This window comes from Burkholderia sp. A9 (genome assembly GCF_000801975.1).
Map to the genome: position 1 here is coordinate 31472 of NZ_JSZN01000028.1, position 26442 is coordinate 57913.

The following is a 26442-nucleotide window of genomic DNA, read 5'->3' on the forward strand; positions in this document are numbered from 1 at the left end:
CGAGACCCTTCATGCAATCCTACGAACGACTTTTCATCGACGGCCGCTGGGTGGCGCCCGTTCAGGGCCGTACCTTCGACACGCTCGATCCGAGCGACGAAACCGTGATCGCGAAGGTGGCGGCCGCCAGCGCCGACGACATCGACCTCGCGGTCAATGCGGCGCGCCGCGCATTCGACACAGGCCCGTGGCCGCGCATGACCGGCGCGCAGCGCGCCGCCGTGCTGCGTGCGATCGCGCAAGGCATCCGCGATCGCCTGCCCGAACTCGCCGAACTCGAAGTGCGCGACAACGGCAAGCCGCTGCCCGAAGCACTGTGGGATCTCGGCGACGCCGCCGGTTGCTTCGACTTCTATGCCGGGCTTGCCGAACAGCTCGACGGCGGCGCTGAAACGCCGGTGCCGCTCGCCGACGAACGCTTCAGCACCGTCGTCCGCAAGGAACCGATCGGCGTGGCCGGCGCGATCATCCCGTGGAATTTTCCGCTGCTGATGGCCGCGTGGAAGGTCGCACCCGCGCTCGCGGCCGGCTGCACGATGGTGCTCAAGCCGTCCGAACTCACGCCGCTCACTGCGCTGGAACTGGCCGGCATCGCCGCCGTGGCCGGGCTGCCGGCCGGCGTGCTGAACGTCGTGACGGGCCTCGGCGCGGACGCCGGCGCGCCGCTCGCCGGGCATCCGGGCATCGACAAGCTCGCGTTCACCGGCAGCGTGCCGACCGGCAGCCGGATCATGCAGGCCGCCGCGCGCGACATCAAGAACGTGAGCCTCGAACTCGGCGGCAAGTCGCCGTTCATCGTGTTCGGCGACAGCGATCTCGAAGCAGCCGTCGAATGGATCCTGTTCGGCATCTTCTGGAACCAGGGCGAAGTGTGTTCGGCGACGTCGCGCGTGCTCGTCGAGCGCTCGCTGTACGCGCCGCTCGTCGAGCGGCTCGCTCAGGAAGCGCGCAAAATCACGATCGGCAACGGTCGCGACGACGGCGTGCTGCTCGGCCCGCTGGTGAGCCGCGGGCAGTACGACAAGGTGCGGGAAGCCATCGCGCGCGGCCGCGACGAAGGCGCGCGGCTCGTGACGGGCGGCGGCCGGCCCGCGCATCTCGAGCGCGGCTACTTCATCGAGCCGGCCGTGTTCGCCGACGTGCCGGAGGCAAGCTGGATCTGGCGCGAGGAAATCTTCGGGCCAGTCGTCTGCGTGCGGCCGTTCGATACGGAAGACGAGGCGGTCCGGTCAGCCAACGATTCGCGCTTCGGTCTCGCGGCGGCGGTCATGTCGGCCGACCTGCCGCGCTGCGAACGCGTGGCACGCGCGATGCGCGCCGGCATCGTATGGATCAACTGCTCGCAGCCGACCTTCACGGAGGCGCCGTGGGGCGGCTACAAGCAGAGCGGGATCGGACGCGAGCTCGGCGAGTGGGGCCTGAACAACTACCTCGAGATCAAGCAGATCACGCGCTACAACAGCGACCAACCGTGGGGCTGGTACATCAAGTAGGAAGGTGAATCGATCATGCGCTGGAACAAAACGCTGCAGCTCGTCGACGTGCATTGCGAGGGCGAGATCGGCAAGGTCATCACCGGCGGCGTCCTCGACGTGCCGGGCAAGACCATGCTCGACAAGATGAACTACATCAACGAGACCGACGACAGTGTGCGGCGGCTGGTCGTGCTCGAACCGCGCGGCTGCCTGCAGATGTCGGTCAACCTGCTGCTGCCGCCGACACGGCCCGACGCGCACGCCGGCTTCATCGTGCTGCAGGCCGACAAGGCGCATCCGATGTCGGGCAGCAACTGCATCTGCGTCGTGACGGCGCTGCTCGAACTCGGCATGGTGCCGATGCAGGAACCCGAAACCACCGTCGTGCTCGACACGCCGGCCGGGCTCGTCACCGCGCGGGCCGCGTGCCGCGACGGGCGCTGCGTCGGCGTATCGCTCGACATGGTGCCGTCGTTCGTCGAACACCTCGACGTCGACGTGCACACGCCGGACTTCGGCACGATCAAGGTCGATATCGCATTCGGCGGCGTCTACTACGCGCTCGTCGACGTCGGCCAGATCGGGCTCGACATCGCACCGGACAACGCGCGGCAGCTCGCAACGCACGGCGTGCGGCTCAAGGAGATCATCAACCGGCAGGTCACGGTACAGCACCCGCTGTACCCGGAGATCAACGAAGTCGCGTACGTGATGTTCCGCAATCGTGTCGACGACACGGTGTACCAGACCTGCACGACGCTGCCGCCCGGCCGCGTCGACCGCTCGCCGTGCGGGACCGGCAGCTCGGCCAACCTCGCGACGCTCGCCGCGCGCGGGCGCGTGCAGGTCGGCGACCGCCTCACGTCGCGCTCGACGATCGGCGGGGAATTCCGCGTCGAACTGCTGGGCACGACCGACGTGGGCGGCCGGCCCGCCGTGCTGCCGCGCGTCACCGGGCGTGCGTGGGTGTTCGGGTTCCAGCAGCTCGGCGTCGATCCCGACGATCCGTTGGCCGCCGGGTTCATGCTGAGCGACACGTGGGGCGACGGATTCGGGCCATCCGCGACGTCAGGCACGTGAGGACGCGATGCTAAACTCCAGAGCGCGCCCGGCGACCCGGGTCGATTACAGGAAGGGTAGCGAGATGAGCAAAGAGGCCGTTGAAACCGAAGGTGGCGGCCGCCGGCATGGCGGGCGGTATGTGTATGAGGAATTGCGCAAGCAGATCCTGACGCTCAAGCTGAAACCCGGCGTGCAGCTCGACGAAATCTCGCTGGCCGCGCAGTTCGGGCTGTCGCGCTCGCCGGTGCGCGACGCCATTGCCCGGCTGAGCAGCGAGGGGCTCGTCACGATCCTGCCGAACCGCACGACGCTCGTCACGCCGTTCGAGATCGAGGAATTCCCGAAATACATCTCGGCGCTCGACCTGATCCAGCGCGCGGTCACGCGGCTCGCGGCCACGCAGCGCTCCGAAGCCGACCTCGCGAAAATCCGCAAGGCCGACGACGTCTACATGGCGGCCGTCGCGAGCGGCGACTTCCAGGCGATGTCGGAGACCAACAAGGCGCTCCACATGGCGATCGCGCACGCCGCGAACAACCCGTACTTCGTCGGCTACTACGAGCGGCTGCTCGGCGAAGGGCAGCGTCTGCTCCATCTGCATTTCGACTTCACCGTGAGTTCGCCGACGGCGGCCAAGCTCGGCCGCGACCACGACGAACTGATCGACGCGATCGTGCGACGCGATGCCGATGCGGCCGAGCGCGCCGCGCACGAGCATACGATGCTGTTCCAGAAGCGCTTCCTCGACTACATGAAGCAGAACATGACGGAATCGATGGCCGTGCTGTAACGCACGGGCTTCGCCGTCGGCACGCCGCAGGCCGGCACGCACACGCGCCGGTCCGGCTAAAATACCGCCCTGCCGCGCCTCCTGCCGCGGCCGGAGGACATTCATCATGACCGCACGACGCGGTGCCGCGGTCGCCATCGCGCCCGGCCACGAGACAGTCAGCCTGTCGAAAGCCCAGAAAACCTTCAATACGCTCGTCAAGCACATCGAAAAGCGGCGCGAACGTCTCGGTGCGTGGGAAGCCGTCATGCCGGTCTTCCACAAGAAATTCGTCGACGGGCTGTTGCCGCTCGAACAGGAATCGACGGCGCTGCGGATCAGGTTGATCCATCTGCTCGACGACGCGTTCCTGCAGAAGGGCCTGAGCAAGGCCGAACAACGCACGCTTTCCGACCTGATCGCCGGTATGGCGCGCGACCTGCTGAACGTCAGCGACGACGCGGCGCTGAAGGTCATCTACAGCCGGCATCACGCAGCCAGCGATGTCGGCAACGCCGCGGCCGCTCCCGCACCGATGAAGCGGGAACCGGAGCCGGCGCCCGACACGGGGCCGGCAGACGATCTCGACTCGCTGTCGCCCGACGAACTCGCCGAGCGGATGCAGGCCGAACTGGACGCACAGTTCGAGCGCGACATGGCCGCTCACGCGGCCCGCGAGGCCCAGCGCGCGAAGCGCAAGAAAGCACCGAAGCAATCGGCCGAGCAGGCCAGGCGCGAAGCCGAGCAGGCCGAATCGAGCAAGTCGATTCGCGAGATCTATCGCAAGCTCGCCAGCGCGCTGCATCCCGATCGCGAAACCGATCCCGGCGAACAGGAACGCAAGACCGTGCTGATGCAGCGGGTCAACCACGCCTATGCGAAGGGTAATCTCCTGCAGTTGCTGGAACTGCAACTGGAGATCGAACAGATCGACCGGCGTGCGATCGACGGGCTGAGCGAAGCGCGGCTGACGCGCTACAACGGTATCCTGGAGGAACAGATCCGCGAGCTGGATCAGGAGATCGTGCACGTCGAGGGCGATTTCCGGCGGACTTACGGCATCGCGTCGTCCACCAAGCTTGCGCCCGATACCGTCGTCCGCATGCTCACGCGCGACATTGCCGGCATGCAGCGCAGCAACCAGGACCTGACGGTAGCGCTGCGCGAGTTCGACGATCCGGCAAAGGTCAGGGACTGGCTGAAGGATATGAAGCGCCGGCCGGCATCCTCCCGCTTCGACGACGATTCGTTCTGAGCGCGCGCGGGCGCTCCCCGCCCGACCGGCGTTTCAGGCCACGACGACACTGGCCGCGAACGCGTGACGGGCACGGCCTGCGCGCGTCACTGCGGCTCGCCCATCCCGCCCATCATCATCATCAACTGCTCCCGCAGCCACCGACTCCCCTGATCCTGATCGGCGCTGCGATGCCAGTAGCAGAAGTATTCGAGGCCCGGCATCTCGAACGGCAGTTCGAGAATCCGCGCCGGATAGCGCTGCAGCAGCCGGAGCGGCGCCGTCAGCGCGAGATCGCCGCGCATCGCGATCAGCGGCGCGACCATGTAGTGCTGCACGCGCATCTGGATGTTGCGGCGCAGCCCGAGCCGCGTCAGTTCCGCATCGACGTGCCCGCTGCCCTTGCGGCGGCTCGACACGTGGATGTGCCCCATCGACAGGTAGTCGTCCATGGTCAGCGTATCGCCCTTGAACGGGTGATCGTCGCGGATCATGCATGCGTAGCGGTCGCGAACGAGCAGCGCCTGGTGCAGGTGCGGATCGCCGATCAGCGGCGCATCGATCGCGATGTCGACGGAGCCGTTCGCGAGCGCGGTCGCCACTTCGCGGCGGTCCATCGTATAGCTGCGCACGTGCATACCGGGCGCATGCGTCTGCAGCAATTCGCCGAGCGCGGGCAGCAGCAGCGCCTCGGTCAGGTCGCTCATGCTGAGCCGGAACACGCGCTCGGACGAAGCCGGATCGAACACGTCGCCTTCATGTGCGCTCGAATCGAGCAGTTGCAGCGCCTCGCGCACGCGGCCGACGATGTTCTCGGCCATCGGGGTCGGCATCATCCCGGCCGGCGTACTGACGAACAGCGGGTCGTTCAGCGTCTTGCGCAGCCGCGCCAGCGCGTTGCTGACGGCCGGCTGGGTGAGGTTCAGCACCTCGGCCGCGCGCGTCAGGTTGCGCTTGTTGTAGATCGCCTCGAATACGACGAACAGGTTCAGATCAATCTTCGAAAGGCGCATCGCCGGATCTCCTTGCCGGCATCTTACGGCGCGCGCCTCCCGTTCGTCCATGACGCTCCCTCGCGCGGCGCGCGGCTCAACCGCGCGGCGGCCGCGTCAGGTACGGTTCGGTCGAACCGCGCACGGCGTCCTTGATCTCCATCCGCGCGATCGCCTGCAGGTGCACCTCGTCCGGACCGTCGGCGAAGCGCAGCGCACGGCCCCAGGTCCACAGGTCGGCGAGCGGCGTGTCGGGGCTCAGGCCCGCCGCGCCGAACACCTGCATCGCGCGGTCGCACACGTTCGTGTACACGGTCGGCACGAGCGCCTTGATCATCGAGATTTCCTTGCGGGCGGCCTTCGCGCCGACCTTGTCGATCATCCACGCGGCCTTCAGCACCAGCAGGCGCGCCTGGTCGATCTCGATGCGCGAGCGCGCGATCCATTCGCCGATCGTGCCGTGCCGGTTCAGCGGCTTGCCGAACGCTTCGCGCGACTGCGCGCGGTCGATCATCAGTTCCAGCGCGAGCTCGGCCGCGCCGATCGAACGCATGCAGTGATGGATGCGGCCCGGCCCGAGGCGGGCCTGCGCGAGCGCGAAGCCGCTGCCTTCCTCGCCGAGCAGGTTGCGCGCCGGCACGCGCACGTTGTCGAACGTGATCTCGCAGTGCCCTTCCGGCGCGTAGTGATTGACCACCGTGATGTTGCGCAGGATCGTCAGGCCCGGCGTGTCGCGCGGCACGAGGATCATGCTCTGCTGCTGGTGCGATTCCGCATCGGGATCGGTCTTGCCCATCACGATGAAGATCTTGCAGTTCGGGTGCGCGGCGTTCGTGATGAACCACTTGCGGCCGTTGATCACGTACTCGTCGCCCACGCGCTCGATGCGCGTCGTGATGTTGGTCGCGTCCGACGACGCGACGTCGGGCTCCGTCATCGCGAACGCCGAACGGATCTCGCCGCGCAGCAGCGGCAGCAGCCACTGTTCGCGCTGCTCGGGCGTCGCGAACAGGTGCAGCAGCTCCATGTTGCCGGTGTCCGGCGCGTTGCAGTTGAACACTTCCGACGCCCAGCTCACGCGCCCCATGATCTCGGCGAGCGGCGCGTATTCGAGGTTCGTCAGGCCCATGCCGGGCTCGTCGTCCTTCAGGTGCGGCAGGAACAGGTTCCACAGGCCCTCGTCCTTCGCGCGCGCCTTCAGTTCCTCCATGAACGACACGGGATACTGCCCCGCATGCACTTCCTCGTTCCACTGACGAATGCGCGGCACGATGTGCGCGTCCATGAACGCGCGCACGCGTTCGCACAGTTCTTCCACTTTCGGGGTGTAGCCAAAATCCATGATCGACTCCTCGAGATTCCGTTTTCCGTTCGTTCAGAAGGCCGAGATACCGCCGTCGACGGCGACGGCCTGCCCGGTCAGATAGGTGTTTTCCTTCGCGCACAGCGTGAGCATCGTCGCAACGATCTCGTCGGGGCGGCCGAGCCGCTTCATCGGCGAGCCCTGGGCGAGAAAGTCCTGGCGCTCGCCGATGTCGCTGTCGGTGACCATCGGCGTCGTGCTGTAGAACGGGCACACCGCGTTCACGCGGATGCCGTGGCGCGCATATTCGAGCGCGGCCGTCCTGGTGAGCCCGACCACCGCGTGCTTCGACGCCGCATAGGCGGCCAGCTTCGGCGCGCCGCCGAGCCCGGCCATCGACGCGACGTTCAGGATCACGCCTTCGCGCTGCGCGAGCATCTGGCGGATCTGGTGCTTCATCCCGAAGAACACGCCCTTCGTGTTCACCGCGAAGCTCAGGTCGAGATCGGCTTCGTCGGTATCGACCAGCGCCTTCAGCGGCGGCGCGATGCCCGCGTTGTTGATGCCGAGGTCGAGCCGTCCGAAGCGCGCGACCGCCGCATGGACCAGCGCCGCGACGTCCGCTTCGATGCGCACGTCGCAGCGCTGCACGATCACGTCGGCGCCGGCTGCGCGCAGCGGCGCGGCCACGCGTTCGAGCGCCGCGTCGTTCAGGTCGCCGAGCGCGAGCCGCGCGCCCATCGCGGCCAGCTCGCTCGCCAGCAGCGCACCGAAGCCGCTCGCGGCGCCGGTGATCATCACGGCCTGCCCGGCGTAGCTGTCGATTTTCATCGCGCGCTCAGATGGTCAGGCCGCCGTCGACGACGATACATTCGCCGTTCGTGTAGCTCGACGCATCCGACACGAGGTACAGCACCGTGCCGGCCATCTCGCGCGGCTCCGCGTGGCGGCGCAGCGGGATCTTCGCCGTCCAGGTTTCGTAGATGTCCTTGTCGGCGAACAGCGCGCCCGCGAACTTCGTCTTCGTCAGGCCCGGCAGCAGCGCGTTCACGCGAATGCCGAACGGCCCGCACTCCTTCGCGAACGCCTTCGTCATGTTGACGACCGCAGCCTTCGTGATCGAGTAGATGCCCTGCCGATCGCCCGGCTGCAGCGCGTTCACCGACGCCGTGTTGACGATCGCGCCGCCGCCGTTCGCCTTCATCAGCTTGCCGGCCTCGACCGACATGAAGAAGTAGCCGCGGATGTTCACGTCGACGGTCTTGTCGTACGCGGCGAGATCGGTATCGAGGATATGCCCGAAATACGGGTTCGCGGCCGCGTTGTTCACGAGGATGTCGAGCCGGCCGTGCTTGCCGCGGATGGTCTCGAACGTCGCGGCGATGTCTTCCAGCCGGCCGACGTGGCAGGCCAGCGCTTCGGCGCTGCCGCCCGCCGCGACGATCGCGTCCGCGACCGCCTGGCAGTCATCGAGCTTGCGGCTCGACACGATCACGTGCGCGCCCTGCTCCGCGAGCAGCTTCGCGATTTCCTCGCCGATGCCGCGGCTCGCGCCCGTCACCAGGGCGATCTTGCCCGTCAGGTCGAACAGATTCGTTGCCATGTTGCTGTGCTCCTCCATTGATGTGTTGTCGTGTCGCGGCTCAGCGGTGTGCGTCGATCACGCCGACCGCCAGCTCGGCCAGCCGGCCGGCCATTTCGCCGACGCGCAGCGCCTGCTCGCTCGACGCATTGCCTTGCAGCGCGCGCGCCTTCACGCCTTGCGCGATCGCGGCGAGCCGGAAGAAACTGAACGCCAGATAGAAATGCCAGTCGCGGATCGGCTCGATCCCGCGCAGTTCGCAATAGCGCGCGACGATCGCCGCTTCGTCAGGAATGCCAAGTTCGGCACGATCCTGGCCCGCGAGCCCGCGTACCTGGCCGCCCGACGGCAGCCGCAGGCACATGCAGAAATACGCGAGATCGGCGAGCGGGTTGCCGAGCGTCGACAGTTCCCAGTCGAGCACGGCCTGCACGCGAAAGCCGTCGCGCGCGAACATCAGGTTGTCGATCCGGAAATCGCCGTGCACCAGCGCGGGCCGGCCCGTGTCTTCCGGACACGCCTTCGGCAGCCAGTCGATCAGCGTCTCCATCGCGTCGAGGCGCTCCGTTTCCGCCGCGCGATACTGCTTCGTCCACACGCCGATCTGGCGCTCGAAGTAGTTGCCGGGGCGGCCGTAGTCGGCGAGGCCCACCGCGTCGACGTCCACGTCGTGCAGCGCGGCCATCGTGCGCAGCAGCGCGTCGTAGCAAGTCGCGCGTTCGTCTTTCGGCAGTTCCGGCAGCGCCGGATCCCAGAAGATCCGGCCGTCCTCGAAGCTCATCACGTAGAACATGCTGCCGATCACGTCGCGGTCTTCGCAGAGGTGATACGGATGCGCGACCGGCACCGCGGTGCCCGACAGCGCGCTCAGCACGCGGAATTCGCGATCGACCGCGTGCGCGGATTTCAGCAGTTCGCCGGGCGGCTGGCGGCGCAGCACGTAGCGGCCGCTCTTCGCGTGCAGCAGGAAGGTCGGGTTCGACTGGCCGCCGGCAAACTTCTCGAGGTCGAGCGGGCCTTCGAAACCCGGCACGTGCGCTTCCAGATAGCGCGTGAGGCGGGCTACGTCGAGGGGCTGGGAAGGATTCGTCATCGTCGCGATCGTTCGTAGGGTCAGCCGTAGGTGCGCCACGTGCGCCGTGCGGGATCCTCGAGATGCGGGATGCCGTTGAACGACGCCAGGTGGAACGCTTCGGCGTTGAAGAAAAACTGCGAAAGGCTGCTGTTGCGGATCTGCAGGTTCAGCGCGATCGCGCTCGACGGCGGCGCGGCGAGCACCTGCTGCACGGTCACCGCGATCGGGCCACCGGAACTCACCGCGAGCACGCGCTGGTTGTCGCCGTGCCGGATCGCGGCACGGGCGTCGGCGACGCGCTGCTGGAAATGCGTCCAGGTCTCGGGCGCCGTGTCGCCGAGCTGGTCGTCGGCCCACAGGTGCAGCACCTGCCGCAGCGCGCGAAAGTACTCCTTCATCGAACCGGCCGCGAGTCGCGCGAGCTCCGGATAGTCGCCGGCCGCCGCCGCGAACAGCCCGTGGAAGTCGTATTCGTTCAGGCCCGGATGGCGGTCGACCGGCGCGCCTTCGCGATTCATCCCGCGCAGGATCGCGTCGACCGTCTGCGCATGCCGGTTCATCGTGCCGCAGATCACGCGGTCGAATGTCAGGCCCTGCGCGGCGAAGTACTCGCCGAGCCAGACGCCCTGCTGCTCGCCTGCCGCGGACAGCCGGTCGTAGTCGTCCGTGCCGAACGACGCCTGCCCGTGCCGTACCAGAAAGAGTTCAGCCATTGCATGCCCGCCAGAGTCAGTGTGATACCGAAGGCCCAGCATAGCGACCGGGCCTGCATTTTTGAAATTTATTTTCTGAATCGGCCGGTATTCATTTCATGAATTTCGGGTATCCGGACGGGTGCGTTCGCCGGCCGCCGCACGCAGCGGCACGAGAATTGCAGGAGCAGCCACGGTGTGTCGAACACTTCCAGGAGGGGGAGAGGCTCGGTACGCGCCTTGAACGGGAAACGGGGCAACGGCGCATCGCCGACCATCAGGCCGCGGCGACGGACCACGTGCGTGTGCGCTCGCGGCCGCACGGCGCCGCGAGCGCGGCGAGTGCGTGCTGGTCGGCTTTCAGCGCGGGGGCCAGCGTGGCGCGCAAGTGGTCGACGAAGGTACGGACCTTGGCATCCAGGAAGCGGCGCGACGCGTACATCGCGTACACGTCGAGCATCGTCAGCCGGTAGTCTGGCAGCACGCGGACGAGCCGTCCGCTGCGCAGGTCGTCGACGATCGAATAGATCGCGAGCGAACCGATGCCCAGCCCGGCGCGCAGCGCGATCGACAGCGCTTCCGGCGCATTCGCCTGGAACGGCGCGGCCAGCACGGCGTGCGACACGGTTTCGCCGCCGGCGCCGTGCAGCAGCCATTCGCCGCTCGCTTCCGCGGGCGTATCGAGGCGCAGGCAGGTATGGTTCGCGAGATCGGCGGGCGTCGACGGCACGCCGCAGCGATCGAGATAGGCGCGCGACGCGACCAGCACGCTGCAGGACCTGCCGCACGAATGCGCGATGTAACCGGAATCGGGCAGGCTCGACGCGGTGACGATCGACACGTCGTAGCCCTCTTCGACGAGATTCGGCATCCGTTGCGAATAGGTCATCTCGATGGCGACGTCGGGGAAGCTCGCCTGATAGGCGACCGCCGACGCGGTCACGTGGCTCTGCCCGAGTCCGGGCATGGTGTGCACGCGCAAGCGCCCGTACGGGCGCACCAGTGCGTTCCTGGCCTCGGCATTGGCCTGATCGACGTCGCCGAGGATCGACAGCAGGCGTTCGAAGTAGCGACGCCCGTTGTCGGTCAGCGCGATCTTCCGGGTGGTCCGGTCCAGCAGGCGAATCTGCGCATACGCTTCCAGGCTCGCGACGGCTCTCGACACCTGCGCGGTGGCGACGTCGGTCTGTTTCGCGACGGCGGTGAAGCTGCCGGCCTGCACGACGCGCACGAACGTCCGCATGTTCTCGAGCATGTCCATTTCGACTCTTCGTCCATCGCGGCATCCGCGCCGCGCGCCGGCCGGGCACGGCGATGCATCCAGTGTTACCGATTGTCCGGCATTCGCCGACGCAGCTTCAGCCCCCCGACCGGGGGGCTGAAATGCCGACCGTTCATGTGGAATGCTTGGCGTTTGCGTCGACGGCGGCCTGCAGCGATCGATCCGCCGCCGGCGTCACCAGCACGATCTTGCCGATATGACGACCGGAATCCATCAGCTCGTGCGCGGCGCGTGCATCGCGAAGCTCGAACATCCGGTACACCTGCGGCTTGACGCTCCCTTGCCGGATCAGCGGCCACACGGCCTCCTCCAGCTCGCGAATGATCTGCGCCTTCTCCGCGTAGGTGCGCGAGCGCAGCGTCGAGCCGATATGCGTCAGGCGTTTCGTCAGCATCGGGAACAAATCGAGTTCCCTGGCCGGCCCGTTGATCACGCCGATCTGCACGATGCGGCCGTTCATCCCGGCCGCCGCGAAATTGCGCGCGACGTAGTCGCCGGCGATGATGTCGACGATCACGTCGACGCCCTTGCCGTCCGTGAAGCGCGCGACCGCGTCGACGAAGTCCTCGTTGCGGTAGTCGATCGCATGATCGGCGCCGAGACGCACGCTCGCATCGCGCTGCGCGTCCGAGCCGACCGTCGTGATGATCTTCGACGCGCCGAACGCCTTCGCCAGCATCGTCGCCGTCGTGCCGATACCGGACGCGCCGCCGTGGATCAGCACGCTTTCGCCGGCCGCGAGCCGGCCGCGCTGGAACAGGTTCAGCCAGACCGTCATGAAGGTTTCCGGCATTGCCGCCGCCTCCGCCATGCCGAGGCCGTCCGGAATCGCGAGCGTATTGCTCTCGTTCGCGACCGCGTATTCCGCGTATCCACCGCCCGGAATCAGCGCGCAGACACGATCGCCGATCACGAACCGCGTGACGTCATGCCCGATCGCGACGACTTCACCCGCGACCTCGAGGCCGGGAATATCGGACGCGCCGGGAGGCGGATCGTACAGCCCCTTGCGCTGGAACACGTCGGGACCGTTGACGCCGGCCGCGTGAATGCGGATCAGCACTTCGCCGGGGCCCGGCGACGGCACCGCACGCGTGGTCGGCACGAGCACTTCGGGGCCGCCGGGCTGCACGATCTCGATCGCGGTCATGTCGGCAGGGAGGGGTTTCACGTCATCATTCACGATATGATCCTCAACGTTCGTCGATGCGCGGCCGATTCGCGGGCCATCCGGGAATCGCGGCATCGCAATGTGTGTGAAGCCAGTCTAGGGGCGATGCCGCTTGCAGGCACGCAGCGAATTGCCGATCGGGGAATGCAAAAATGCATCAGTCCGGACCAACGATGAACTGGGACGACGCACGTGTCTTCCTTGCGATTCATCGCGAGCGCACGCTGCGCCGCGCGGCACAGACGCTCGGCGTCGATCAGGCAACGGTCGGGCGCCGGCTCGCGACGCTCGAGCACATGCTCGGCGCCACGCTGTTCCTGCGTTCGTCGAAAGGCTATCTGCCGACGCCGGTCGGCGAACTGGCGCTCCGCGCCGCCGAGGCGATGGAGCAGCACGCACACGAGCTGGTGCGGCTGACGCAAGGGGTCGACCGGCGGCTCGCCGGCGAGGTGAAGATCACGACGACCGATGCGCTCGCGCTCGAATTCGTGATGCCGTCGATCGCGCGGCTGCATGCCAAGCATCCCGACGTCTCGGTCGCCTTGAACACGTCGACGCAAATCCTGAGTCTCGCGAAGCGCGAAGCCGATATCGCGGTCCGCACGGTGCGGCCCGACAATCCCGATCTCGTCGCACGCCGTCTTGCGCGCTGGGACGCGGGCCTGTTCGCATCGCACGACTACCTGCACCGGCACGGCGAGCCCGAGCGCGGCCACGCGTTCGCGGGACACGACCTGGTCGTCTACCAGCCGTACATCGACGCGAGCCGCACGCCGACGCTCGCCGGCGAGCCGATCGGCGACGGCCGCATCGTCACGCGCACGAACTCGAACCTGATGATGCGTGCCGCGCTACGCGCGGGCCTCGGGATCGGCGAGATTCCCGTCCACATGGGCGAGCGCGACGGGCTCGCGCGGGTGTGGCCGGAACGCGTCCGTGAGTCGCCGTACGAAGTGTGGCTCGTGACGCACCGTGACCTGCGGCACACCGCGCGGATTCGCGCGATGATCGACGAGATCACGGCTGCGTTTGCCGCGCATCGATGACACCGATCGCCGGCGGGCGGCCGCCGTTCATTCGTCACCGGGTCGCGTGCGCGACGCATCGAGCGCCAGGCCGCTGCGCACCGCCTGGATGCGCGACGTGACATTGAGTTTCTCGAAGATATTCTTCAGATGCCACTTGATCGTCTCCGGCGCGACGCGCAGCGCACGGGCGATCTCCTTGTTCGATAGCCCGCGCGCGACGTAGTCGAGGATTTCGACTTCCCGCGCGCTCAGGTTGCCGGCCACGCCGGGCCGCGCGGCCGGCGTCGCGCTCGCAGCCCGCTGCGCGTCGAACGCGCGCACCAGCTCGCGCGGATACCATGCGCCGCCGAGTGCAGGAAACCGCTCGACCTGCTTCTGCACGCGCGCCAGCATCCGCTCGACCACCGCCCCCTCGTCGACGAAGGTGCGCACGAGCCCGTTGCCCTGACCGTATTCGAGCGCGCGGGCGAGCACCTCGAGCGCCGCATCCTCGTCGCCCGCCTGTTCGCACGCCACCGCGCGCAACACGGCCGCCTGCGCGGCGAGCCAGTCGAACCCGCGCGCGGCAAGCACCTCGTGCACGGTCGCCATGACCTGCGCGGCCTCGTCCGCGCGCGCGTCGGCGAGCAGGAGCCGCGCATGCGCGGATTGCGCCATCTGCCACGTCTCGACCTCGCTCGAGGTTTGCTCCGGCGGTGCGGCCGTCACCAGCGACGCGAGCGCCCGCCCCACGCGATGCGCCTGCGTCGGCTGCCCGGCAGTCAGGTGAAACCGGATGCCGGTCGCCATGCACGCGACGCGCAGCCGCAGCCATTGCCGGCTGCACGCGACGTGGTCGGCCTCGTCGAGCAGTTCGTGCGCACGCGCGTCGTTCCCCGACTCGAACTGCAGCTGCGCGGCGGTCTGCACGAACCTCAGCAGCGGCCCGAGCGAGCACGCCTGCATCGCGATGTCGAAGCGGTCAGCCTGCGCGTCGCGCACCTTCGGCCAGTCGTTCCATTCGTAGTAGATCGCCGACAGGTAGCCGGCCGACAGCGCCGTTGCCGCCGACAGGCGCCCCGCCGCCCGCTCGGCGCCGCGCAGCGCCGTCTCGAAGGTCTTCGACGCGTCGTGCAGGCGCCCTGCGACGAACTCCGCGAGGCCGGACATGTTCTGGCGGTACACGTGCGCGAACAGCGGTTCGTGGCCGGACGCCGCGCGCTCCGCCCGCGCCCGGAGATCCCGCGCGTCGTCGAGGCGGCCCGCGTAGCCGAGCCCGAAACTCAGCGTCGTCTGCCCGATCTGCTCGATCCACGAACCGGCGGGCGGCCCGGCCGCGAGCACGCGCTCGCCGAGGTGCAGGGACTCGATGCTGCGATCCGACAGCGCGGCGATCAGCGAGCGGACGGCCAGCAGTTCGGTCGCCGTGACGGCATCGGTGTCGAGCCAGCCGGCCTCGATGTCGGCTTCGAGCGCCTCCAGCGCGCGACGCGCGTCGACCATCTGCATCGACAGCGCCAGTGCCCACGCATGCGCGATGCGCAGCCGCAGACGGCCGGCCAGCGCCTGCCCGGGCAGGCGCGATACCCAGTCGAGCACGGTGCGCACGTCGCTCGACGCGATCAGCTTCATCGCACACGCCTCGACCCAGCCGGCGGCCGCGTCGAAATCGCCGGCCGCGAGCGCGTGCCGGACGGCGTCCGGCCATTGCCGCTCGGCCGCATACCATTCGCTCGCGCGGCGCTGCAGCCCGGCGACCACGCCGGGCTCGCGCAGTGCCAGTTCCTCGCGCAGGTATTGCAGAAACAGTGCGTGGTAACGATAGCGCCGGCGGTCTCCGTCGATCGACCGGATGAACAGGTTGTGCGCGCTCAGCCACTCGAGGCAGTCGAGCGCATCGTCCCGGCCGGTCAGCGCATCGCACAGCGCCGGGGTCATCCGGTCCAGCACCGCCGTGTGCAGCAGGAACTGACGGATCGGGTCCGGCACCTGCGTCATCACGTTCTCGTTCAGGTACGCCGCGATGCCGGCGCGGGCGTGACTGACCTGTTCGGCGACGCGCGCCGCGTCGCTGTCGTCGTGCAGCGCAAGGGCCGCCAGTTGCAGGCCCGACACCCAGCCTTCGGTCGCCGTGCGCAGGCGCCCGACGCTGTCCGGATTGAGCGGCTTGCCGGCGACCCGCTCGAAGAACATGTGCGTCTCCGCGTCGTCGAAGCGCAAGTCGTTCTCGTCCACCCGCACGAGCTGGTCGCGCGACTCGAAGTAGCTGAGCGGCAATGCCGGTAGCGACCGGCACGACAGCACGACATGCAGGTTCGACGGCGCATAGCGCAGCAGCTCGAACATCGCGCCGTGGATGACCGGCGACGCGAGGCGATCGAAGTCGTCGAGCATCAGGAACAGTTCGATGCCCGAGCTCTCCAGCTCGTTGAGCAGTTCGTCGAACACGATCTTCAGCGGAATCAACGCGCGGTCGCGCAGCAGCTGCTGCGCGCGCGTGCCGACCCCGCCGGTCGCCGCGACGATCGCCGCGACCACGTAGGACGCAAAAATCGACGCGTTGTCGTCGTCCTGGTCGAGGCTCACCCATGCGACCTTCACGTCCGACTCGACCAGCGCGTTGCGCCACTCCGCCAGCAGCGTCGTCTTGCCGTAACCGGCCGGCGCGCAGACGAGCGTCAGCCGGCGGTCGAGGCCGCGCCTGAGCCGCCCGAGCCGGGCCATGCGCGACACGATCCCGCGGGTCGACGCCGGCGCGAGCTTGGTGCGCACCAGCACTTCGATCGTGTCGGCGTCCGCCGGGCCGGCCGGCTGTCTGCTGTCCCTCGGCGTCATGCTGTTCCCGTTCTCCTCACGCTGTGCGCGTGTCCGCCCGGCCGGAAAGCGCAGCCGGCGGCCCGGCCGGATGCCCGGGCCGGGTTGCGCCGCGCGCCGAAACAGCATAGCGATTCGGCGCCGGCCGTCAAAATAGGTGATGTCCGCACCGGCGCGCGCGCTCGCGGCGGCGCGTCACGGTCGACGGCAAAGGACCCGCATTGTTCTTGAACGGACGCGCGATGTTCAGCCCCCCATTCGGGGGGCTACCTCCGGCGGAAAAGTGGCTTCATCCTGACTGGACGGCAGCGGGCGGCCCGCGCCGCCGGCGGCGCCGCGGTTTCCCGCAAGGCCTGGCGATGAATGGGCGCGGCGGCCGGCGCGCCGCTCAGTCGGGCTGGTAGCGCTCGCGCAGCGCGCGCTTGTTGATCTTCCCGACGCTCGTCTTCTCGATGGCGTCGACGATCAGCAGGCGTTCCGGCACCGCATATCGCGAGATCAGCCCGCGGTCGGCCACCTGTTTCACATGGGCTTGCAGCTCCGCCGGTTCGACGCGCCCGACATGATCGTCGGCCAGCACGACGAGCGCGAGCGGCCGCTCGCCCCAGCGCGCGTCCTTCACGCCGATCACGGCCGATTCCCGCACGGCCGGATGGCGCGACAGGATGTCCTCGAGCTCGAGCGACGACACCCATTCGCCGCCCGTCTTGATCACGTCCTTGATCCGGTCGGTGATCTGCAGCCGGCCATCGGGATCGATGACGCCGATGTCGTTCGTGTGCAGGTAGCCGCCGGCCCACAGCGCCGCCGACGCCGATGCGTCGCCGAGATAGCCTTGCGTCGCCCACGGCATCCGCACGACGACTTCGCCCGCCGACCGGCCGTCGTGCGGCACGTCGCGAAACTGCGCGTCGACGATGCGCAGGTCGACGAGCGGCAGCGGCACCCCCGCCTTGGTCCGGCGCGCGATATCGTCGTCCGGCGCGTCGCCGGCCGCGAGCGGCGCATCGACCTGCGCGATCGTCATCAGCGGGCACGTTTCCGACATCCCGTAACCGGTGTACACCTCGATGCCGCGCGCGAGCGCCGCCCGCGCCAGCCCTTCGGGCAGCGGCGAGCCGCCGACGATGACCTTCCACGACGACAGGTCGGCCGCGGCCGACGCCGGGCTGTCGAGGATCATGCCGAGCAGCGTCGGCACGCAGTGCGAGAACGTCACGGACTCGCGCGCGATCAGCGCCAGCAAGCCGTCCGGTGCGTAGCGCCCCGGATACACCTGCTTGAGTCCGAGCGCGGTCGCAATGTAAGGCATGCCCCACGCGTGCACGTGGAACATCGGCGTGATCGGCATGTACACGTCGTCGCGATGCACGCGCCCGCGCTCGCGCGGGCTCGACAACGCGGCCATGCCGGCGAGCGTGTGCAGCACGAGCTGGCGATGGGTGAACGCGACGGCCTTCGGCAACCCGGTGGTGCCGGTCGTATAGAACGTCGTCGCGCGGGTCTGCTCGTCGAAATCGGGGAACGCGAAATCGGGCGAGCCGGCCGCGACGAGCCGCTCGTATTCGTCGGCGAAACCGTCCGGCAGGCCGCCTGCGTCGCCGTCGGCGATCAGCACGAAGTGCCGCGCCGTCTCCAGCCGGTCGCGCAGGCCCGCCAGCAGCGGCAGGAAGTCGCGGTGAACCAGCACGACGCGCGCGCCCGAATGGTTGAGCGTGTACAGCAGCTGGTCGGGCGACAACCGGACATTGGCCGTCATCAGCACCGCACCCATCATCGGAATCGCGTGGTAGCACTCCAGGTAGCGATGGCTGTCCCAGTCCATCACGGCGACGACATCGCCCGCGCCGACACCGATCGACGACAGTCCGCTCGCGAGCTGGCCGATGCGGTGCCGGAACGTCCAGTAGTCGTGCCTGACCCGGTCGCCGTAGACGATCTCCTGTTCGGGCCGCGTCGCCAGCGGCGCATGAAGCAGTTGCTTGATCAGCAGCGGGTACGCATGCGCGGCCGGGGCCGCGCCGTCGTCCGGGCAGGGGTATGACGAATTCATGAATGTCTCCATAAGCGACCGGGCCGGTCGTCGCGATTGCGGCCACGATACCGGACGGGTCGGGTTTCGCGCCCCCCCCCTGTCAGGGGGAGGGCTGCCGGGGAACGACCGGGCTGTCGATCCCTGGTACCGGCGGCACGACGGCCGCGGCGCGCCACCCACCTGTTCGGGGGGGCCTGCGCCGCAAGACGGCGTTGTAGGATTCATCGCAGTGCGTAGCCGCCCTGTGGGGTACCCGTCCGCACGACCCGGCACGAACGGAGGGCCGGCGCAGCCGGTTCCGGATTGCGTATCGAGACCGCACGCCGGCTGGCCCATGCCCCCCTGAACCCATCCCCGAGCAAGGAGCAGCCATGACTTCCGAAACGACGCAGATGGACCGCGCACCCGCGCCCGATCACGCGGAGAACAACGCGTACTTTCCGTCGCCGTATTCGCTGTCGCAGTACACGTCGTCGAAGACCGATTTCGACGGCGCGGATTACCCGAATCCGTACACGGGCGGCAAATGGAAAGTCCTGATGATCGCGACCGACGAGCGCTACATCCTGATGACGAACGGCAAGATGTTCTCGACCGGCAACCATCCGGTCGAGATGCTGCTGCCGATGCACCACATGGACAAGGCGGGCTTCGAGATCGATGTCGCGACGCTGTCGGGCAACCCGGCCAAGCTCGAACTGTGGGCGATGCCGCAGGACGACGAAGCCGTGCAGGGCACGTACCAGAAATACCTGTCGAAGCTCAAGACGCCGCTCAAGCTGTCCGACGTGCTCGAGCAGGATCTCGGCGCCGATTCGCCATATATCGCGGTGTTCATTCCCGGTGGCCACGGCGTCCTCGCCGCCATTCCGCACAGCAAGGAAGTCAAGCGAACCCTCCAGTGGGCGCTCGACAATGACCGGCACATCATCACGCTGTGTCACGGGCCCGCGTGCCTGTTGTCCGCGGCGGTCGGCGAGGCGCCGCAGGACTATCCGTTCAAGGACTACGAGATCTGCGTATTTCCCGACGCGCTCGACACCGGGCCGAACCTCGACATCGGCTACATGCCGGGCCCGCTGCCGTGGCTCGTCGCGCAGAGCCTTGAAAAGCTCGGCGCGCGCGTGCTGAACAAGGACATGACCGGCCGCTGCCATCAGGACCGCAAGCTGATCACGGGCGACAGTCCGCTCGCGTCCAACGGCATCGGCAAGCTCGCGGCCGCCGCACTGCTGAAGGAAGTGGGGAACTGACGTCGCGCACGCCGCGCCCCGGCAGGCGTTCTGCCGGGGCGCGGCGTGCCGCAGGTCGGCACTGCGCCGCTTACTCCCGCGTCCACCCGTTCTGATAAAGCTCGCCGGCCAGCACGCCGAGACGCGACGCGAGGACGTAGTTCTCGCCGTCCTCGATCAGCGCCGAGCGCACGTCGCGGAACAGCTTCTCGATCGGAAACTCGCGCGTGGTGCCGTTGCCGCCGAACAGCTGAAACGCCTCGTGCGTCACCTTCATCGCTTCCTCGGTCACGCTCACCTTGGCCTGCGCGGTCGCGTACGGATGGCTCTGCGGCGACATCCGCGAGAACGCGAGGCTGCGCCGCGCGATCGCGCGCGCCATCTCCAGCCGGCGCAGCATCTCGCCGATGCGCAGGTGCGTCATCTGGTGATCCATCAGCAGCACGCCGCCCTGCTTGCGCTCGTGGCAATACGCAAGCGCAAGCTCGAACGCCGCACGCGCGACGCCGACGAACACCTGGCACATGTGCGTGCCCGCGTATGACCACGTCGACGCGAGGTTGCCGAGGTAGTCGTCCTTCAACGCGATCGCGAAGCGCTTCGGCACCTTCACGTTGTCGAAATAGATCTCGCCCTGCGGCAGCGAGCGCTGGCCGATCTTGTCGAGCGGCTTGCCGCGCGACACGCCCGGCAGATCGAGCGGCAGGATCATCGCGATGCCGTTGGTGAACATGCTGCGCTCGCCTTCGCCATAGAACCCGTCGCCGTAGTCGGCCGCCATGTATGCGAGCGCGACCTGCGCGACCGATCCGTTCGAGATCCACGCTGAGCTCTGCCCGTTGATCACGATCTCGTCGGCGCCGACCTTCGCGGTCACGTTGCCGACCGGCTGCCGGCCGTTCGCGCCGAGTTCCTGCCGATACAGGATCGCCGCGTCGGAGCCGCGATCGGGCTGGGTGTTCATCCAGCAGCCGACCTTGCCCGCGCACATCTCGACCAGCTCCGGGCTGCCGACCGAATGCGCCATCATCAGCGGCATCGTCGCGGCGCCGATCGACACGGCCAGGCCCGAATCGCCCCAGCCGAGCTCCTCGCCGATCAGCGACTCGATGCGCACCGCCGTTTCAGGCGGAAACTGCGCGATCAGTTGCGGATCGAGCCCGAGCTTCGCGCTCTCGACGATCGCGGCCCAGTACGGCGAGCCCGGGGCGATCACCTCCTCCGGCGTCATCCGGTCGAGCTCGCGGCCGATCGGCCGCAGCACGTCGCGCGCAAAGCGGTGAACCGTGTGCTGGATCGCGTTTTCCTCTTCGCTCAGCGGCGTCTCGAAGCCGGTCAGGCCGACCAGCGGCAGCGCCGCAGACTTGTTCAGACGAATCATCTCCGTTCTCCTCCTGGACTCCAGTCATGTCGACCGGGCAGCAGCTGCACCCGGCCATCCCACTTCTAGTAAAAAATACAAAACATAGGTCATCATGACAAACACAGGGAGCAAAAAAAAGACAGGGTATTCCCCTGTCTCTTCCTGATTCACCGCTGTGCGGTTCGCGCGGTTATTTGCCGGCGGGCGCCGTCAGCGTGCCGTAGGCGATCGCGCGCGACGTCGCGGTGAAATATGCATCGAGCGCCTGCGTATGCCGCCCGGTGCCATACTGCATCGCAAAGCCGTCCGCAAGCGCGATCAGCATCGTCGCCGCGTGCCGGCTGTCGGCCGCGCTGAACGCCGGATTGACCGCGCGCAGCAGTTGCGCGAGGTCGCGCGTCAGCGTCGCGTACCACTCGTCATAGAGCTTGAAGCACTCGTCATCGGTGGCCGCGAACGACAGGAAATGCCGGAACAGTGCGTTGTACTTGGCATCCTTCGCATCGGAGATCGAGCGCAGGATGATCTCTTCGAACACGTCGCGCGGCGACGCGTCGCTGCTGATCGCGCGCTTCATGTCTTCGAGATAGGTATCGATGACCGGCTCGATGACGGCCCGCAACACGGCGATCCGGGTCGGGAAGTAGTACTGCAGATTGCTGACGCTGATCCCTGCCGCAGCGGCGACCGCGCGCTGCGAGAATTCCAGCGGGCCGCCTTCCAGCAGCAGCTTGCGCGCAACGCGAATGATCGTGTTGCGCGTGCGCAGGCCTTGCGCCCGCAAACCGTCGGGGTTGCCCGCTGCTGCGGTAGCAGTCGAAGTGCGCCGCTTTCGGGTGCTGCGCTGCTCGTTGGACACTGTCATCGTGTTCGTCGTGAAGATGGCGTTCGGCTTCGTCGAATGGACGCTCCGTACCTTACGGAGCGCAAACGACTATACCCGATGCGAGCCTCATTTTCCATCGAGCCGCCCCTTCGCCGGGCGGTCCGGCCGGATCCGCATTCCCGCGTCGCAACGAGCGTGTGCGGGGCTACATCGGGCGCACCTTGCGGTTCACGCGCTCGTCGAGCAGGTTCGCGACGCCGAGCAACGCGTTGACCGCACACCAGCGCAGCGGCTCCGGCGGCACCGACGGCGTCTTGTGGGTCAGCGTGTCGAGCAGCGGCGATTGCCCGTCGTGTATGCGCTCTGCCAGCACGCGCCCGATCAGCGACTGCGTGCCGACACCGTGCCCCGAACAGCCGGCCGTGTAGAACACGTTGCGGTGCGCGCCGGCCGCGCCGACCACCGGCAGCGCGTCGCCGGCGAACGAGATGTAGCCGCTCCAGCAGGCACGCACCGGCACGTTGCCCAGTTGCGGAAAGCGTGCGTGCAGCGTCTTCGCGAGCGCGCGATACGCGTCGTCGTCCGCCACGTTCGGCGTCTGCGAACCGTACACGTAGTGCAGCCGCTTGGTCGTCAGCAGCAGCGTGTTGCGCGCGGTGAGGCGATGGCTTTCCATCGTCAGGTGCGGCGTCACGATGCCCTCGCGGTTCGGCCAGCCCAGCGCATCGAGCTGCGCATCGGACAGCGGCTCGGTTTCGAGCGCCGACACGCGCAACGGCATCACCTTGTCGCCGAGCAGCCCGAGTTGCGGCGTGTACGCGTTGGTCGCGAGCACCAGAACCGGCGCGCTCGCGCTGCCGCGCGCGGTGCGCACGCGCACCGTCTCGCCTTCGTCGAAGCCGAGCAGCGCGGTGTTCTCATACAGCTTCACGCCTGCCGCGAGCGCCGCGCGCCGCAACCCCGTCACGTACTTGCCGGGATCGAGCGTGCCGCCGCCCGGCACGTACGCACCGAACAGGAAAGCCGGCGGAATGCCGCGCGCGCGCATCGCTGCGCCGTCGAGGAACTGCGCGGGCGAGCCGAGCTCGATTCCGGTTGCCATGCTCTCGCGCAAGCGCTTCTCCTGCGACGGATGCACGCCCGCGCGGATGATGCCCGACGCGCGGTAGTCGCAATCGATCGCGTAGTCGGCGAGCTTGCGTTCGACATAGGCGACGCCTTCGTCGTAGAAGCCGACGATCCGCTTCGCCTGCTCGTGCCCGACGCGCTTGACGAACAGTTCGTACTCGAGCCCCTGGCCGCCCGCGAGATAGCCGGCGTTGCGCCCGCTCGCGCCGAAGCCCGCGAACTCGCGCTCGAGCACGACGACGCTCGCGCCGCGCGAGGCCAGCTCCAGCGCCGTCGACAGGCCGGCGAAGCCGGCGCCGACTACGATCACGTCCGCGTGCACGTCGCCTTCGAGCGGCGGCTGCGCGTGATCCGGCGCTTCGATCCAGCCGCCGATCGGCCGATACTTCTGCAACGCGGCGTCCGCACGGATTGCCTCGCCCCAGCGCGCGAGCGGGCCGGCCGCCTCCATCCCGGCCGCCTGCATCGACGCGGCCGCGCCGACGCCGCCCGCGGCGCGCTCCGCCGCCTGCCGTTCCGCCGGTCCTGTGTGTCCGGCCATCGTCACACCATATGCGTCGCCCATGTCCGCCTCCGTCAATCCCGGCTGAGAATGTGAATCGCCAGCGCCGCTTCCTCGATGCCCTGCAGGCCGCCGCCGTTTTCCTGGATCGCATGGCGCGCGCCCTGCACCTGGCGCGCACCGGCCTCGCCGCGCAGCTGCGTGACCAGTTCGTAAAGCTGCCCGATGCCGGTCGCGCCGAGCGGATGGCCCTTCGATTCGAGGCCGCCCGACGGGTTGATCGGGATCCGCCCGCCGAGCGTGAACTCGCCGCGCTCCGCGGCCGGGCCACCTTCGCCGAGCGGCACGAAGCCGAGGTTCTCGGCCTGGATGATTTCGCCCATCGCCGACGCGTCGTGCACTTCGGCGACATCCATGTCCTCCGGCCCGACGCCGGCCTGCTCGTATGCCTGCAGCGCAGCGAGCCGGCCGATGTGCTTGTGCGGCTCGTCGATCCGGCGGCGCGTGAAACTGCGGATCACGCTCGCGGCGATCCGGATGCAGCGGCTGCGATCGGCGCCGATGCGGGCCAGCCCTTCCTCGGTACAGAGGATCGCCGCGGCCGCGCCGTCCGACAGCGGCGCGCACATCGGCAGCGTGATCGGATACGTGATCGGCGGCGCTGCCAGCACCTCGTCGATCGTGAACGGCTGGCGGAACTGCGAGTACGGGTTGTGCACCGAATGCGCGTGGTTCTTCGCGGACACGGCCGCGATCTGCCGCTGCGTCGTGCCGTACGTGCGCATGTGATGCCGGCACATCGCCGCGTAGATCTTCATGAAGCGGCTGTACGGCCGCTCGGATTCCGAGCCGGGCGGCGGCTCGATCCCTTCGCCGAGCCGCGCGAGCGTCGCGAAATTGTCGTCGACGCGCGCGACATCCCAGCCGGCCTCGAACAGCGCGAACGACTTCGCCTTGTCCGCGACGTTCATCTTTTCCGCGCCGAGCGCCAGCGCGACGTCGCACGCGCCCGCCTGCAGCTCGCGCACGGCCAGGTGCACGGCCGTGCTGCCGGACGCGCACGCATTCTCGACGTTGAACATCGGGATGCCGTCGAGGCCGATCTTGCTGAACACGACCTGACCGGGGATCGACAGCTGCCCCTGCAGCGCACCGTTGGTGATGCCGGAGTAGAACGCCGCACGGATCGCATCGGCATGGCAGCCGGCGTCGCGCAACGCGCGCTGCAGTGCCTCGCGTGCGAGGTCCTCGACGCTGCGGTCGGGGTGCTTGCCAAACACGGTCATCGCAATGCCCGCGATGTAGATGTTGCTCATCGTCTGGAGTCCCTATCGATCAGGCTCAAATCCTGCGTTGCTGGCCTTGCCAGTACTGTTCGCGCAGGTCCTTCTTCAGCACCTTGCCGGCCGTGCTGCGCGGCAGCGCGGCGATGAAGTCCACGCTCTTCGGCGCCTTCACCGAGCCGAGCTGCGCCTTGCACAGCGCGATCAGCTCGTCGGCGCTCACCTGCTGGCCCGCATTGAGCTCGACGACGGCCTTCACGGCCTCGCCCCACTTGTCGTCGGGCACGCCGATCACCGCGCAGTCCTGCACCGCCGGATGCGCCCAGATCACCTGCTCGACTTCGCTCGGATAGACGTTGAAGCCGCCGCTGATGATCATGTCCTTCTTGCGGTCGGTGATGTGCAGGTAGCCGTCACGATCGAGATGGCCGATGTCGCCGGTGTGCAGCCAGCCGTCGACGATCGTCTCGGCCGTCTTGTCCGGCGCGCGGTAGTAGCCCTTCATCACGAGGTCGCCGCGCACGCAGATCTCGCCGGTCTCGCCCGGCTTCAGCACCTCGCCGCGCTCGCCGATGATCTCGACGCGCACCAGCGGGTTCGGACGGCCGACCGACGCCAGCCGTTCGTCAGGCGCCAGCGCGCCGTCGACGAAATGCTCGGCCGGCGTCAGGTACGAGATCGACGCGGGTGCTTCGGTCTGCCCGTAGCCGCCCGTCATCACCGGGCCGAACACGTCGATCGCGCGCTTGAGCTTCTCGACCGACATCGGCGCGGCGCCGTACAGGAAGTAACGCAGCGACGAGAAGTCGACCTTGTCGATGCCGGGGATGTCGAGCAGCCGGTAGATCACGGTCGGCGGCAGGAAGAACTCGGTCACGCGATGTTTCACGATCGCGCCGAGCAGCAGCGCGGGGTCGGGCTTCGGCAGCACGACCACCGTACCGCCGCGCGCGGTGCACGGCAGCGACAACATCCCGGCGGTGTGCGTCATCGGCGCCGCGGCGAGGTTCACCGGCCGCTCGGCGCCGTACGACATCGCGATCATGAAGTTCGCGAAATACGTCTGGAACGAGCGGTGCGTGTTCATCACGCCCTTCGGCAAGCCGGTCGTCCCGCCGGTGGCCGACAGCGTGACGACGTCGTCCATCGCGTAGTCGACGACCGGCGGCGTCGCCGGCTGCCCTTCGCTCCACGTCGCGAGCGACGGCGCCCACGGCAGGTCGGCGTCGATGCACACCCACAGCCGCACCTTCGGCAGGCTCGGCCGCAGCGCGTCGATCGCGTCCGCGAACGCGTGGTGGAAGAACAGCACCTCGCAGTCGAACGCGTCGAGCACGTACTGGTTCTCGGCGGGCGCGTTGCGGCCGTTGACCGGGATATAAGCGAGCCCGGCGCGCCACATCCCGAGCGCGCAGCTCCAGCCCGTCACGTCGTTGTCCGCCCACACCGCCGCCTTCGCCTCCTTCGCGAAGCCGGCGGCGAGCAGCCCGTTCGCGATGCGGCACGACAGCTCGCCGATCTCCTGGAACGTGTAGCTGCGCTCGTCCTGGATATAGGCGATGCCGGCGGGATTGATGCGCCACCCGCGGTCGTAGAAATCGATAATGGCCATGTC

Annotated in this window: 21 protein-coding genes; 6 read left to right on the forward strand and 15 right to left on the reverse strand. The window is 68.2% G+C overall.

Going from position 1 to position 26442, the window contains the following annotated elements:
* Window positions 1-11 precede the first annotated feature (11 nt).
* The 4 genes from PI86_RS12945 (at window position 12) to PI86_RS12960 (ending at window position 4561) form a co-directional block, all read left to right on the forward strand.
* Window positions 12-1493 (forward strand): aldehyde dehydrogenase family protein, encoded by a 1482-nt coding sequence (locus PI86_RS12945; protein WP_039322939.1) that lies wholly within the window; start codon window positions 12-14, stop codon window positions 1491-1493.
* A 15-nt stretch (window positions 1494-1508) separates the two neighbouring features.
* Complete coding sequence (locus PI86_RS12950) at window positions 1509-2555, forward strand: proline racemase family protein (RefSeq protein ID WP_039322942.1); 1047 nt, start codon at window positions 1509-1511, stop codon at window positions 2553-2555.
* Between the two features lie 64 nt (window positions 2556-2619).
* Window positions 2620-3327, forward strand: a complete 708-nt coding sequence (locus PI86_RS12955; protein WP_200885200.1) for a GntR family transcriptional regulator — start codon at window positions 2620-2622, stop codon at window positions 3325-3327.
* 106 nt (window positions 3328-3433) lie between these two features.
* The gene (locus PI86_RS12960; RefSeq protein WP_039322945.1) at window positions 3434-4561 is read left to right on the forward strand and encodes a J domain-containing protein; all 1128 of its coding nucleotides are present in this window, start codon (window positions 3434-3436) and stop codon (window positions 4559-4561) included.
* Between the two features lie 86 nt (window positions 4562-4647).
* Here PI86_RS12960 and PI86_RS12965 read toward each other — a convergent pair whose 3' ends face one another.
* The 8 genes from PI86_RS12965 to PI86_RS13000 all read right to left on the reverse strand — a co-directional run bounded on the left by PI86_RS12965 (window position 4648) and on the right by PI86_RS13000 (window position 12616).
* Window positions 4648-5553, reverse strand: coding sequence for a LysR family transcriptional regulator (locus tag PI86_RS12965; RefSeq protein WP_039322948.1), 906 nt, complete (start codon window positions 5551-5553; stop codon window positions 4648-4650).
* Between the two features lie 76 nt (window positions 5554-5629).
* Complete coding sequence (locus tag PI86_RS12970) at window positions 5630-6874, reverse strand: acyl-CoA dehydrogenase family protein (RefSeq protein WP_014900582.1); 1245 nt, start codon at window positions 6872-6874, stop codon at window positions 5630-5632.
* A gap of 33 nt (window positions 6875-6907) precedes the next feature.
* Window positions 6908-7666, reverse strand: coding sequence for an SDR family NAD(P)-dependent oxidoreductase (locus tag PI86_RS12975; protein ID WP_039322951.1), 759 nt, complete (start codon window positions 7664-7666; stop codon window positions 6908-6910).
* Between the two features lie 7 nt (window positions 7667-7673).
* On the reverse strand, window positions 7674-8438 hold the full coding sequence (locus PI86_RS12980) for an SDR family oxidoreductase (protein WP_014900584.1): 765 nt from the start codon (window positions 8436-8438) through the stop codon (window positions 7674-7676).
* Window positions 8439-8478: 40 nt separating this feature from the next.
* Window positions 8479-9510: a phosphotransferase gene (locus PI86_RS12985; RefSeq protein WP_014900585.1), complete on the reverse strand. Its 1032-nt coding sequence runs from the start codon at window positions 9508-9510 to the stop codon at window positions 8479-8481.
* A gap of 20 nt (window positions 9511-9530) precedes the next feature.
* The gene (locus PI86_RS12990; protein WP_039322954.1) at window positions 9531-10205 is read right to left on the reverse strand and encodes a histidine phosphatase family protein; all 675 of its coding nucleotides are present in this window, start codon (window positions 10203-10205) and stop codon (window positions 9531-9533) included.
* A 256-nt stretch (window positions 10206-10461) separates the two neighbouring features.
* Window positions 10462-11445, reverse strand: coding sequence for a LysR family transcriptional regulator (locus tag PI86_RS12995; protein ID WP_039322957.1), 984 nt, complete (start codon window positions 11443-11445; stop codon window positions 10462-10464).
* A gap of 133 nt (window positions 11446-11578) precedes the next feature.
* A complete protein-coding gene (locus PI86_RS13000; protein WP_039322961.1) occupies window positions 11579-12616 on the reverse strand; it encodes an NAD(P)H-quinone oxidoreductase in 1038 nt (345 codons plus the stop codon).
* Window positions 12617-12810: 194 nt separating this feature from the next.
* On the opposite strand from PI86_RS13000, the gene PI86_RS13005 reads away from it, so the two are divergent.
* Window positions 12811-13683: a LysR family transcriptional regulator gene (locus PI86_RS13005; RefSeq protein ID WP_014900589.1), complete on the forward strand. Its 873-nt coding sequence runs from the start codon at window positions 12811-12813 to the stop codon at window positions 13681-13683.
* A gap of 27 nt (window positions 13684-13710) precedes the next feature.
* On the opposite strand, the gene PI86_RS13010 is transcribed toward PI86_RS13005, so the two are convergent.
* Window positions 13711-16479 (reverse strand): LuxR C-terminal-related transcriptional regulator, encoded by a 2769-nt coding sequence (locus PI86_RS13010; RefSeq protein WP_039323051.1) that lies wholly within the window; start codon window positions 16477-16479, stop codon window positions 13711-13713.
* A gap of 367 nt (window positions 16480-16846) precedes the next feature.
* Window positions 16847-18511 carry a fatty acid--CoA ligase gene (locus tag PI86_RS13015; RefSeq protein WP_014900591.1) on the reverse strand — a complete coding sequence of 555 codons (1665 nt, stop codon included), beginning with the start codon at window positions 18509-18511 and terminating at the stop codon, window positions 16847-16849.
* Window positions 18512-18864: 353 nt separating this feature from the next.
* Here PI86_RS13015 and hchA point away from each other — a divergent pair, with 353 nt between their 5' ends.
* Complete coding sequence (gene hchA / locus PI86_RS13020) at window positions 18865-19746, forward strand: glyoxalase III HchA (RefSeq protein WP_039322967.1); 882 nt, start codon at window positions 18865-18867, stop codon at window positions 19744-19746.
* Window positions 19747-19816: 70 nt separating this feature from the next.
* On the opposite strand, the gene PI86_RS13025 is transcribed toward hchA, so the two are convergent.
* The 5 genes from PI86_RS13025 to PI86_RS13045 form a co-directional block, all read right to left on the reverse strand.
* Window positions 19817-21106, reverse strand: coding sequence for an acyl-CoA dehydrogenase family protein (locus PI86_RS13025; protein ID WP_039322971.1), 1290 nt, complete (start codon window positions 21104-21106; stop codon window positions 19817-19819).
* A 172-nt stretch (window positions 21107-21278) separates the two neighbouring features.
* Entirely contained in the window at window positions 21279-21953 is a 675-nt protein-coding gene (locus PI86_RS13030) for a TetR/AcrR family transcriptional regulator (RefSeq protein ID WP_014900594.1), read from the reverse strand.
* Between the two features lie 166 nt (window positions 21954-22119).
* On the reverse strand, window positions 22120-23607 hold the full coding sequence (locus PI86_RS13035) for an NAD(P)/FAD-dependent oxidoreductase (RefSeq protein WP_039322974.1): 1488 nt from the start codon (window positions 23605-23607) through the stop codon (window positions 22120-22122).
* Window positions 23608-23618: 11 nt separating this feature from the next.
* A complete protein-coding gene (locus PI86_RS13040; protein ID WP_039322978.1) occupies window positions 23619-24860 on the reverse strand; it encodes a thiolase family protein in 1242 nt (413 codons plus the stop codon).
* 25 nt (window positions 24861-24885) lie between these two features.
* Entirely contained in the window at window positions 24886-26439 is a 1554-nt protein-coding gene (locus PI86_RS13045) for an AMP-binding protein (protein WP_039322982.1), read from the reverse strand.
* Window positions 26440-26442: the final 3 nt, after the last annotated feature.